Below are 11,682 nucleotides of genomic sequence, written 5' to 3' on the forward strand. Positions count from 1 at the left end.
GCGCCCGCTTACGCTCGACGGGTGGCCACCTTCTCCTCCGTGTCGCGGCAGCACGTCCTCCACGCCCTCGCCGAGTACGACGAGCGCGGCAGCGACGCGTTCCTGAACCTCTACGGCTTCGACCCGACGCCGGGTTACGCGCTGGTCCACGAGGGCCGCCCCTACGACGTGCAGGCCGTCCTCGGGGTCGCCCACCGGTTCGCCACGGGGCGTCTCGCGACGCCTGACGCGTTCAGCAGCGGCATGGCGAACGCCGTCGCGATCCTACGCAAGCGCGGGTTCGAGGTGACCGAGCCGGCCGGTGCCGTCCGCGTCGCGCCGGTCAAGGCGCCGCGGGCACCGAGAGCGCCGCGCGCGACGGCACCGAGGGCTGCCCGGCCGATCTCCGCCCGGACGACGGACGCCCGCGACGCGCCCCCGGTGCTGTGCCCGACCTGCTCGATGACGCTGCCCTCGACGGGCGTCTGCGACTACTGCAGCTGACGGGTAGGGCCCGTCCGGCGGGCACCGAGGCACGCCCGTGGTCGACGATCGCGAGGCGGTCCGCGGGGCGGTCCGCCTCCTCGGGGTAGCGCGTCGTCAGCAGGACCGTCGGGCCCTCGCGGGAGGCACGCCAGCACGGCGAGCGCCTGGGGTTCGCGACGCGGCAGGTCCCGGCGCCGGCGCGCCCTCTCCCGCCCTCATCCCCCGGCGCCGGCGCGCCCTCTCCCGTGCTCGCCCCCCGGCGCCGGGCATGCAGCGGCCACATTCTGCGACCCGCCGAACGCAGATTTTCCTTGAGGCGGCCCGCGGGCTCCGCCCGGCGTCGACCGCGCGCGGCGACGACGCGTCACCGCGCCGCGACATGACCACGCAGGCACATTTCCGCGCGGACGCTCGAACGCGTCGGGCGTTCGCGAACAATATTCGCGGCGAATTCCATGGGCACCGGCGGGACAAGACGGTCAGGACATTTCTTGCGGAGCGCCGCGCGCGGCCTCGACCCCGTCCCGGGCACGCCCGCCTCGCGCGCCGGACGGGAGCCGCACGACCGCGAAGCAGCAGACCGGGAGCGACCCGCCGGGAGAAGCATGCAGCACGCAGCGCTCGACTGCAACCTTTGCTGCAAAGTTGCAGCGCGCTGTCGATGCAGGTCACCGCGCCGCGAAGCGACGCGCCGGGCACCGGCGGCCCCTCGAGCTCCCGCACGACCGCACGTGGCAGCGCCACACGCGTCGCTCCCGCCGCCAGGCACGCCCGCCGCCAGGCGAGGCCTGCCGACACCCCCGCCCCCGGCACACGGGACCGCGACCCGCGAGCGCGTGCGCCCCACCGGACCAGCCCCCCGAAATCAGCCGGTTGCGCCGTACGGCCACGCCGCGCAATACTCCCGTCGTCGCGCCACGGGGGTCACGACAGGGGGCCCAGGAAACCTGATCACATCTCCGGGAATTTCCCCGACCAGATTTTCTGGACCGCCGTTTCCGGACATTTGCGTACAAAGGCAGCGACCTTCTACGGTGCGCTCCATGACAGCCGAGAAAAGCATTCTCCGCACATTCGTCGCCCGCTCGTCGCTCGCCGTGGTCCTCGGCGCGTCGACCCTCACCTGCGCGCTTCCCGCCCACGCCGGCCCGCCGGCCCCGGCGCCCACCGGGCACGCCGCGGCTCGCGCCACCACGCTCCGCGGGCACTACGAGGTGGTCCAGGCCGAGCCTCGGCCCGAGCAGGACCTCGACGGGGCGCCGGAGCTCACCGCCGAGGAGTCGGTGCGGCGCTACCTGCGTGACCCCGACGGTGAACGGGTCCTGCTGGAGGGCGAGGCCGAGGTGTTCGCGTCGCTCGAGCCGGGTCAGCAGGTCGACGTGACGGGCACCGAGGTACCTGTCGACGAGCCCGCCGCGGACGCCGAGGAGCCCACGCTCGCGGTCGCGCGTGCCACCACGGTCGCCGCTGCGCCCGAGCTGTCGACGGACGGCAGCCGGGCCACGGTCGTCGTTCTGCTGCGTCGCGGCCCGCAGGGGGCGGAGCCGATGACCGTCGACGAGGTCCGGTCGAGCGTCTTCACGGCGTCGAGCTCGGTGTCGGGGTACTTCGCCGAGAGCTCGTTCGGCACCATGCGCCTGACCGGTCGGGTGCGGCCCGACGGCGACGTCGTCGACTACCTGGAGATCCCGGCGTCCACCGCGTGCTGGTCCGAGGCGGAGGCGGGTGCGGCTGCCGCGAGCGCCGCCGGGGTCGACCTCACCGGGTACGACCACGTGATGTACCTGCTCGCGCCGAGCGAGGAGCCCTGCGGGTACGGCGGCTACGCGGGCGTCGGCGGCAACGTGAGCGTCACGCTGCACTTCGGCGAGGAGGCGACCCGCGGCATCGCGCAGCACGAGCTCGGGCACAACCTCGGGCTGTGGCACGCGCACTCGCTGACCTGCACCGACGCCTGGGGGCGCTTCACGTCAGGCCTCGAGGCGGGCGGCCGCTGCGAGACCCATGAGTACGGGGACCCCTACGACACGATGGGTGACGCGTACGGCCACATGCACTTCTCGGCGAACCACAAGGTCCAGCTCGGCTGGATCCCGCCGTCCCGCGTCACGACGGCGGCGACGTCCGGCACGTACACGGTGGCGGCAGCCGGGATCGCGACTGACGCCCCGCAGAGCCTGCGAGTGCCGCTCGCCGACGGCGCGTACTACGACGTCGAGGTCCGCCGACCCGTCGGGCAGCACTGGGACGCGAAGGTCGCGGGGATCCCCTCGCTGCTCACGGGCGTCTCCGTGCGCCTCGTCGACGGCCGGGGCCAGGCGCTCGTCGACGCGACACCGGACGGGTGGATGGGCGACTCCGCGGTCCAGCCGGGGTCCGTCCTCACCGACCCGACCACCGGGGCGTCGGTGCGCCTGGTGTCCTCGGACTCCACGACCGCGGCCGTCGAGGTGACCCACCCGGCGCCGATCGAGCAGCTCGCGGTGCGCGGCACGAACAACGGGTGGGGCTCGACGCCGATGACGCGCGTCGCCGGGTCCGCGTCGTCGTGGACCGCCGAGGTCCCGTTCGGCACGGCCCCGGACGAGCGGTTCAAGCTCGACGTCCACGGTGACTGGTCCGAGTCGTACGGCGACTCCGACCGCGACGGACGTGCGGAGCGCGACGGCGCCGACATCCCCGTCACCGGCGGGGCAGGGACGTACCGGATCACGTTCGACGCGCTCGCCAAGACGTACACGGTCGTCAAGACCGGGTTCACGAGCACTCACCCCTCCATGCACCTGCGCGGGACGCACAACGCGTGGAACGCCGCGCCCATGTCGCTCGTCGGAGACGGCACGTGGAGCGTCGCGGTGTGGCTCGGCGGGACGGACGACGCCCGCCTGAAGTTCGACGTCGACGGGACGTGGGCGACGAGCTTCGGCGACACCGACCGCGACGGACGCGCCGAGCAGGGCGGCGCCGACATCCCCGTCACGGGCGGCGTCGGTCTGTACTACGTCACGTTCGACGACCGGACCGGCGAGTACCACCTCATCAAGTGGGGCTGACGGGCCTCTGACCTGACCGCGCGCCGCCGGCGGACGTCACCGGCGGCGCGCGGCGGGTGCGGTCACCGCACGCCCGTGGCCGGCGCGAGCACGCAGCGGTCGCGCCCCTGCGCCTTGGCCTCGTACAAGGCGCCGTCCGCCCGGGCGAGCACCTGCTCGACCGAGGTCGCGCCGTCGATCCCGGCGACCCCGAGGCTGCACGTGACACGGACGGCGGTGTCGGCGCGTGCCACGGCCGCGCGGTACCGCTCCGCGGCCTCCATCGCCTGCGCCGCGGTGGTGTCGGGCAGGATCACCGCGAACTCCTCACCGCCGTAGCGGGCCACGAGGTCCGACGTCCGCGCCGCCGACTGCAGCGCCCGGGCTGCAGCCCGGAGCGTCCGGTCGCCCTCCGCGTGACCGTGCTCGTCGTTGACGCGCTTGAAGTGGTCCAGGTCGACGAGGACCACGGCGAGCGGCGCCCCGCTGCGCTCGCTGCGGGAGAGCTCGCGGCGCAGCGTGTCGTCGAACGCCCGGCGGTTGAGCACGCCCGTCAGGCCGTCCGTCCGCGCCGCGCGCCGCAGCTCGTGAACCACGGCAGCGCGGCTCAGGGCCAGCCCCGCGTGACCCCCCGCCTGCACGAGCGTCTCGAGCAGGCGCCGTTCGACGCCTTTCGACTGCTTGCGCGGGACCTCCAGGACGAGCCAGCCCTCCCCCAGCGCGTCGACCCGCAGGGGCACGCACACGACATCCCGCGCGTCCGGGAGCACAGCCGCCAGCCACGGGTCCCGCGCGGCGTCCACGACGCGGCGCAGCACCGGCTCGCCCGCCGCGGACGCCCGCGCGAGAAGGGAGCCCGGCTCGCGCGACGCGCCGGGCCAGGGCGGCGTGACCGGCGCGCTCGGCTCGACGAACAGCGGGAGCCCCGTGCGCGCGGCGGGCTCCAGCACGACGAGAGCACGTCGGGCGAGCAGGTCGTCGACCGCGACGTGCACGAGCCGCTGCGCGACCTCGCGGGGGTCGTGCACCGTCTCGAGGTCGGCGACGAAGCGGTGCAGGACCTCGGCGTCGTAGCGTCGCCGGCGCAGCTCGCGCTCGTTGACGGCCGCGAACGTGGACGTCGTCCAGGCCGCGAGCGCAGTCACGAGCACGAACGCGGCGTACGCACGTGACGGGAAGGGCACGACGCCGGCGCCACCCGTGCGCTCGAGCGTGACGACGCACAGCACGACCAGCGCGTGCCAGACGACGACCTTCGCCCCGGTCCGGAACGAGACGAGAAGGCTCACGGCGGCGACGTGCACGACGACCAGCCCGGTCGCCGGGACGGTGAGTGCGCCGAGGACGTGCATGAGCGCACCGAGCAGGAGCCCGTCGAGCACGAGGGCCGCGTTGACGGCGAGGACGGCGGCGCGTCGACCCGCACGGGGGGACACCGCGGCAAGGGCGCTGAGCGCGGCGTAGCCTCCGAGCGCGAGGGCCGCCGTCCCGGGGGGCACCGGCCGCACGTGCGGGACGAGGAACCACAGCGTGACCGCCGCGCCCGCGAGTGCGGCGCGCAGGGCCGTCGACCAGGCGATCCGGTCGGCGAGCGGGACGAGCCCGAAGCGGGACTGCGGCGGCGGGATGTCGGTCATCGGTGAGCCTCGGGGCGGTCGTCGTCGGGGAACGGGAGGGTCGGAGCGGCGCGCAGGGACGCGCGTGCCAGCTTCGGGTCGCCGCTGTCGACCCGGTCCTGGACGGCGAGGTAGAGCATCACGAGCACGATCAGCAGGAGCGGGAACGGTGCGCCGCTCAGCGCGTCGCGGAGCCAGCCGGCGCTCGGGGCGCCGGGCGCCGTCGGTGGACCGGCCGCGCCGGGCTGCACGCCGTCCGGGCTCGTCGGCCCGGTGCTCGTCGGCCCGGGGTCCGCCGCGCCGCCGGGATCCGTGCCCCCCGGCGCACCCGGACCGGCGGCTCCGGGGGACGACGCGACGCCCGCGAACGGCACGACCACGCGCGCGCGCACCTGGGGTGTCCCCGGAGCTGCCGGACTCGCGTCGTCGGCGTCCGACCCGGTGGTGGGGTCGCCGACGGGGGCGTCGCCGAGCGGCCCCTCGTCGGCTGCGGGCGAGGAGCTGGGCGCGGCGCGCGGCGGGAGGGTCGGCACCGCAGCGGACGGAGCGTCCGTGAGCAGCCACCCGAGTTCTGCGGTCGCCGTCCGGCCCTGCGCCGCGTCGTCGCTGCGGAGCGAGAACGTGAGCCGGTAGGTGGCGGAACCGCTGCCGTCCGCGGGCATCGACGGCGCGGCGCGCGCGGGTAGCGCCGCGAGCTCCGCGAGCGTGCCCGCGAACACGCGCTCCCCGGTGAACCCGGCGCAGTCGCCGTACTCGCCTCCGTCACCGAGCTCGACCTCGATGTCGAGGAAGTCGGCGAGCCCGGAGCCTCCGACCGTGGCGGTCACCGCGACCACGGACCGGTCCGCGCCCGCCCACGACACCCGGACGCACACGGGAGTGAGCGGCCCCGGTGCGAGGTCGCGCGCATCGACGAGCGGGCCCGTCGCGTCCGTGGAGATGCTGGGGCGGTCGTCGCCCGCGGCGCCGGCGGGCAGCGGGGTACCGACGAGCGCCGAGACGGCGAGGGCGGCGAGGACCGAGGCGAGGCAGCGCGCGACCCACCTCATGCGCACGCACCCTTCCGTCGACCCGACCCCCGGCCTATCGGCAGCACGTACCCCGACCCAAGCGGTTGCGGGTGCCGCGACCGCTCACCCGTCGTGAGGGTCACATCTCGCCCCGGGGTGCCGATGGGGCCGACGTCCCGCTCCACTACCCGGAGGTGAGCACGCCCGTGGCCAGGTCCGCGCGCGCCCACGCCCCGGCCCGGGTCCGTGTGCTCGCGACGCTGCTCCTCGCCGCCGTCGTGGGGGTCGTCGGCACAGGCGCGGCGTCCGCCGTCTTCAGCGTCCGCACGACGAACACGTCGACGCTCGCGGCGGCGGCGACGTTCCCGAACTACAGCACCCAGGTGCTGGGCGCGGGTCCGCTGTTCTACCACCGCGGCGAGGAGCCCAGCAGCACCCTCTTTCCGAGCGACGCCCTGGACAGCAGCGGGAACGGGCGGACCGGGACGTACACGGGACGCACCGACGGTCCCGACCTGTGGTGGACCGCCGACGAGGGCACCGGCAGCACGCTCGCGGACCGCTCGGGCAGCGACAACACCGGGACGCTCCGCGGCAACGCGACCTGGACCACCGGGATCATGTCCGGCGGGGTGACCCTCGACGGCTCCGGCGACTGGGTCGAGTCCGCGACCACCTCCGTGAGCACGAACGGGCCCTACTCCGTCGCGGTGTGGGTCCGGCTCGCGAACGCCGACGGGACCCGCGTCGTGCTGAGCCAGCCGAGCACGGCTCCCGGCGGCACGCAGAGCGGCTTCGTGCTCCGCTGGGTCTACGAGTCGGCGGCGACGGGGCACTGGGAGTGGGCCCGGGCGAGCAGCGACGCGAACGGCGCGGCCTACGCCCTCGCAGCCCAGGGAGCCGGGCAGCCTGCACCAGTCGGGCGGTGGGTGCACCTCGTCGCGACCTACACCAACGACACCAGCTCGGCCCTCTACGTCGACGGCGCGCAGGTCGCGTTCAACGGCAGCGCCACCGAGATCTCCACGGCAGGACCGCTGCAGGTCGGGCGCGCGCTGGTCAACGGAACCTACGCCGCGTCGCAGTACCTCGCCGGCGCGGTCGACGACGTCCGCGCCTACAAGCGCGACCTGACCGCCGCCGAGGTCGCCGAGCTGCACCAGGGCACGAGCGACTCCCTCGTGGGCGCCTGGGGGTTCGACGACTCGGCGACGGCCGCGCCCGGCTTCGCGGACGGCTCGGTCCGCGGGAACCTGCTGACGGCTCCGGGCGTCACGGTCGCGGCCGCCCCGGGACCGGTCCGGCGCGGGAGCCGCTCGGTCTACCTGGACGGGTCCGCGGGAGACCCCGGGACCGCGACGTCCGCCGCGCTGCGGACCGACCAGAGCTTCACGGTCATGGCGTGGGTCGCGCCGGAGAACCTGACGGTGACGCGCGCGATCCTCTCGCAGGACACGGCCCTCGACACCGCGTCGAGCAAGGTCTCGGCGTTCGCCCTGACCTACCGGCGGTCCCAGGGGAAGTTCGCCTTCGCGCTCGCGACCGCGAACACCAACGACGGCACCTCCGACTCGGCCGTCGGGTCGACGGTGCCCGTCGAGTCGACCTCCGCGGCCCCGACCTGGTACCACGTGACGGGCGTGTACGACCGCGAGGCCGGCGTGGCCCGGCTCTACGTCGACGGCGTGCTCGAGGCCACCGTCCCGCACACCGTCCCGTTCGACGGCACCGGCCTCCTGCAGCTCGGCCGGGACCGCACCAGCGACGCCTACCGCGACCCCTTCCAGGGCTGGATCGACGACGTGCGCGTGTTCCAGCGCGCCCTGCCCCAGGCGGCGGTCCAGGCCCACCTCGAGGACGGCGTCGCGCTCGCGCGGGCCACGGCGGCACGCCGCGGCGCCCTGCGGGGGGCCCAGGGTGGCGAGACGGCGACGACTGCGGTCACCTACTCGGGGGCGCGCGGCAGCGGCGGTTACAACCCGAGCACATGGTCGTCCCCGACCGCCGTGACGCTCGAGTGCTGGTTCCGGACGACGTCGACGCGCGGTGGTGTGCTCCTGCAGCTCGCGAGCACGGGCACCGGGATGCCCGCCGCCCACGACCGGACGCTGTACGTCACGCCGTCGGGTGCCGTGGCGTTCGCCACCTTCAAGGACACCGTGCCGACCGCGCTCCAGGTGCTGACCAGCCCGGCGACCTACCGGGACGGCGCGTGGCACCACGTCACCGCGACGCTGAGCCCGACGGCGGGCTCGGCGCTGTACGTCGACGGAGCGCCCGTCGCCGCGAACGCCGCGTGGACCACGGCCTCGACCCTGCCGAACGGTGTGTGGCGGTGGGGTGGCGGGAACACCAGCACGCTGCCGAACCGGGCGACGGGCGAGGGGTTCGCCGGGAGCATCGACGAGATCGCGGTCTACGGCACGGCCCTCACCGAACAGCAGGTCGCCTGGAGCTTCCACGCGAACCACTGAGGGGTGAACCCGACGCGCGGAGCTCAACCCGGTCGGTCGACGCCCGATCAGTCCCATGCCTGCCGGGACCCGGCGGCCCCCGCCGTCAGGAGAACCCGATGACCGCCACCCGAGCACGCCGCACGCTGACCGCCACCCTCGCCGTCCTGGCCCTCGTCGCGGCGTCGCTGCTCGTGTGGCGCTCGACGTACGCGTCGTTCTCAGCGACGACGGCCAACCCGAACAACCAGTGGTCCGCCGGCACCGTGACGCTCACGGACAACAGGTCGAGCACCGCGCTGTGGACGTCCGCGGCGGGTCTCAAGCCCGGGTCGACGGGGACCTCCTGCATCCGCGTGGACTACACCGGCTCGCTCGCCGCGCGCGTCCGGATGTACGTCGCGCCCGGCGCGCTCACCGGGACCGGCCTCGGCACCTACCTGCGCTTCACGGTCGACGAGGGCACCGTGGGGGACAACGCCACGTGCGCGGACTTCGGCGGCACGGTGACCCGCCTCCACAACTCGGGTGCGCCCGGGACCGGCACGACTGCGGCCGACGGCTCCGACAGCGCGGCGACCCTCGCCACGTTCGCGGGGGCGCGGACCTCGTTCGCGTCCGGTGCGAGCACCTGGGCCCCGGTCGGGACGGGCGAGAAGCGCACGTACCGCATCACCTGGACCGTGCTCGACGACAACCTCGCCGCCGGCAAGAACGCAACCGCGACGTTCACCTGGGAGGCGCAGAACTCGTGACGACCGCGGCGCCGCCGGCTGCCTCGGTCGACGCCGGGGTCCCGGTGCCGTTCGTGACGGTCGTCGCGCGCGTCGTCGTCCTGTTCCTCGTCGGCCTGCTCGCCTGGTCGCTCGCACCCGCGGCGATCGGGTGGCAGCCGCGGCCGGTGCTGACCGGCTCGATGTCTCCGGCCGTCGACCCCGGGGACGTCGTCGTGACGGCGCCGGTGGAGGCGGGGACGCTCGCGCCGGGCCTCATCATCGCGTTCCGCGACGCGGCCAGGCCCGGGAACGTCCTGCTGCACCGCGTCGTGCGCGTCGAGCCCGACGGCAGCATCATCACCCGCGGCGACGCCAACCCCCAGGACGACTCGACCCCGGTACACCCGGACGACGTCCTGGGCGAGGCGCGGCTGAGCGTCCCGCACCTGGCCCTCCCCCTGGTCTGGGTGCACGAGGGCGACATGGCCACCGGCGGTCTGGCGCTCCTTCTCGTCCTCAGCGTCGCGGTGCTGGCAGTGGGCCTGCCCGCGACGACCGCCGGACGGGTCCACGCAGGCGCGGCCCCGACGGACGGCCCGGTGCGGCCGGACGGCTCGGCGCCTCCCCGAGCGCTGACGGTCCCTCGCGGTCCCGGGGAGCCGCCGACCCGTCGCGCGCTGCGCGTCGAGCATCGCGCCGAGGACGCCCGCACAGGTCGCCGGAGCGGTGGGGTGGACGTCGCCCTGGGGCTCGTCCGAGCCGCCGCCCCGGGTCGTCGCACGCGTGCTGCCGCCGCCCACCGCCGGGTCACCCGTGGCGGGAGACCCGCTCGCCGGGGGCACGCCCACCCGTGAGAGGCAGCCGCGGGATCAGCGAGAGCTCCGCGACCGCGGCGGTCACAGTCTCTCGACGCGCGGTCGGCGCGAGAAGGCAGACCCGCGGGTCGACGGGGTGAGCGCGCGCCCGACGACCAGCCGATCGGGCGACCTCCGCGCGCGCGTCAGCCGTACCCTCGGGAGGTGACGTTCCACGTCGCCGCCGACGCCTACGACCGGTTCATGGGCCGGTTCTCCGCACCGCTGGCCGCGCGCTTCGCCGGCTGGGCGGGCGTGCGGCCCGGGATGCGTGCGCTCGACGTCGGCTGCGGGCCGGGGGCGCTCACCGCCGAGCTCGTCGCACGCCTCGGCGCCGGCGCGGTGCACGCGGTCGAGCCCTCACCACCGTTCGTCGACGCCGTCCGCTCCCGGCTCCCCGGCGTCGACGTGCGGGCGGCGTCCGCCGAGGACCTGCCGTTCGACGGCGACTCGGTCGACGCCGCGCTGGCCCAGCTCGTCGTCCACTTCATGGCCGACCCCGTCCGCGGACTGCGCGAGATGGCGCGCGTGACCCGGCCCGGCGGCGTCGTCGCGGCGTGCGTGTGGGACCACGCAGGCGGCGGCAGCCCGCTCGCGACGTTCTGGGACGCCGTGCACGAGCTCACCCCCACGGCCCGCGGCGAGTCGGGCCTCGCGGGCGCGCGGGAGGGGCACCTCGCCGAGCTGTTCGACGCGGCCGGGATCGGTGACGTCGAGTCGTCGTCGCTGAACGTGACGGTGCCGTTCGGGTCGTTCGACGACTGGTGGGAGCCGTTCACGCTCGGGGTCGGCCCCGCGGGGGCGCACGTCGCGGGTCTCGACGCCGAGGGCTGCGCCGCGCTGCGGGCCCGGTGCGCGGAGCTGCTGCCGACGGCGCCGTTCGAGGTCCGCGCGTCGGCGTGGAGCGCGCGCGGTCGGGTCTGAGGCCGCGGAGACCCCGCCTCCGACCGGCCGGCGGTCCCGCCCGGGGCACCGTCCCGGCTGGACCGGGCTCCGACCGATCCGGCGGCACGGTTCGCGCCCGCGCGCTCGACGCTCGACTCTCGACGCGACCGGTCGGCACTAGCGCAGCAGCGGACCGCGCGTGAGCCGGTCCCGCGCGCGGTCCGCGAGATCGCGCGCGAGCACCCGGATCTCCTCCGGGGGCGGCGGCCGGCCGCCGATGTCCTGGGCGCTCACGTGCGGGCTGAGCAGCCGCAGCAGGTCGTACGCGCGCGCGCCCGTGTCCGCGTCGCCGAACGCCGTGATGCGGGCGGCCGTCCGTGCCATCTCGACCGTCCGCGGCCGCTCGTACGGGTCCGGAGCCCCGACGATGTACCAGTGCTCGACCCACGCGGTCCAGGACACCAGGTCGACGTAGGCCCGCGCGCCGTCCTCCCACCGCCGTACGTGCAGCTCGCGACGGAGGGTCTCGCGCTGCGTCACCACGACCCCGAGGAACGTCCCCGTCGCGCCGATCAGCGCTCCGACGACCGCCCACGCCGCACCCAGGTCCACGGCACCAGGGTGCGCTCGCCGCAGGAGGGTGCGGGGGCG

The 11,682-nt window shown here is 75.4% G+C and carries 9 protein-coding genes; 6 read left to right on the plus strand and 3 right to left on the minus strand.

Annotated elements, in window-relative coordinates; all coding sequences use genetic code 11:
• The first annotated feature begins 21 nt into the window (after positions 1–21).
• Positions 22–483, plus strand: a complete 462-nt coding sequence (locus ACWFNE_RS00125) for a hypothetical protein (protein WP_452120422.1) — start codon at positions 22–24, stop codon at positions 481–483.
• Between the two features lie 1,025 nt (positions 484–1,508).
• The gene (locus ACWFNE_RS00130) at positions 1,509–3,518 is read left to right on the plus strand and encodes a hypothetical protein (RefSeq protein WP_452120423.1); all 2,010 of its coding nucleotides are present in this window, start codon (positions 1,509–1,511) and stop codon (positions 3,516–3,518) included.
• A gap of 62 nt (positions 3,519–3,580) precedes the next feature.
• On the opposite strand, the gene ACWFNE_RS00135 is transcribed toward ACWFNE_RS00130, so the two are convergent.
• Positions 3,581–5,134, minus strand: coding sequence for a diguanylate cyclase (locus ACWFNE_RS00135; RefSeq protein ID WP_452120424.1), 1,554 nt, complete (start codon positions 5,132–5,134; stop codon positions 3,581–3,583).
• Positions 5,131–6,162: a hypothetical protein gene (locus ACWFNE_RS00140; protein ID WP_452120425.1), complete on the minus strand. Its 1,032-nt coding sequence runs from the start codon at positions 6,160–6,162 to the stop codon at positions 5,131–5,133. Before ACWFNE_RS00140 ends, ACWFNE_RS00135 begins: the two co-directional genes overlap by 4 nt.
• A 155-nt stretch (positions 6,163–6,317) precedes the next feature.
• Here ACWFNE_RS00140 and ACWFNE_RS00145 point away from each other — a divergent pair, with 155 nt between their 5' ends.
• From ACWFNE_RS00145 to ACWFNE_RS00160, 4 genes are all read left to right on the plus strand, one after another.
• The gene (locus ACWFNE_RS00145) at positions 6,318–8,597 is read left to right on the plus strand and encodes a LamG domain-containing protein (RefSeq protein ID WP_452120426.1); all 2,280 of its coding nucleotides are present in this window, start codon (positions 6,318–6,320) and stop codon (positions 8,595–8,597) included.
• 98 nt (positions 8,598–8,695) lie between these two features.
• On the plus strand, positions 8,696–9,331 hold the full coding sequence (locus tag ACWFNE_RS00150; RefSeq protein ID WP_452120427.1) for a hypothetical protein: 636 nt from the start codon (positions 8,696–8,698) through the stop codon (positions 9,329–9,331).
• The gene (locus tag ACWFNE_RS00155) at positions 9,328–10,146 is read left to right on the plus strand and encodes a signal peptidase I (RefSeq protein WP_452120428.1); all 819 of its coding nucleotides are present in this window, start codon (positions 9,328–9,330) and stop codon (positions 10,144–10,146) included. The genes ACWFNE_RS00150 and ACWFNE_RS00155 overlap by 4 nt, the downstream gene beginning before the upstream one ends.
• Positions 10,147–10,311: 165 nt before the next feature.
• Positions 10,312–11,070 carry a class I SAM-dependent methyltransferase gene (locus tag ACWFNE_RS00160; RefSeq protein ID WP_452120429.1) on the plus strand — a complete coding sequence of 253 codons (759 nt, stop codon included), beginning with the start codon at positions 10,312–10,314 and terminating at the stop codon, positions 11,068–11,070.
• A gap of 138 nt (positions 11,071–11,208) precedes the next feature.
• On the opposite strand, the gene ACWFNE_RS00165 is transcribed toward ACWFNE_RS00160, so the two are convergent.
• On the minus strand, positions 11,209–11,643 hold the full coding sequence (locus tag ACWFNE_RS00165; protein ID WP_452120430.1) for a hypothetical protein: 435 nt from the start codon (positions 11,641–11,643) through the stop codon (positions 11,209–11,211).
• Between the last annotated feature and the right edge of the window lie 39 nt (positions 11,644–11,682).

The sequence above is a fragment of the Cellulomonas sp. NPDC055163 genome (assembly GCF_053607065.1).

What these genes read in the sequence shown, in the direction of transcription:
- ACWFNE_RS00130 (WP_452120423.1), top strand. Translation starts at nt 1,509, where the DNA reads ATGACAGCCGAGAAAAGCATTCTCCGCACATTCGTCGCCCGCTCGTCG.
- ACWFNE_RS00135 (WP_452120424.1), bottom strand. Translation starts at nt 5,134, where the DNA reads ATGACCGACATCCCGCCGCCGCAGTCCCGCTTCGGGCTCGTCCCGCTC.
- ACWFNE_RS00140 (WP_452120425.1), bottom strand. Translation starts at nt 6,162, where the DNA reads ATGAGGTGGGTCGCGCGCTGCCTCGCCTCGGTCCTCGCCGCCCTCGCC.
- ACWFNE_RS00150 (WP_452120427.1), top strand. Translation starts at nt 8,696, where the DNA reads ATGACCGCCACCCGAGCACGCCGCACGCTGACCGCCACCCTCGCCGTC.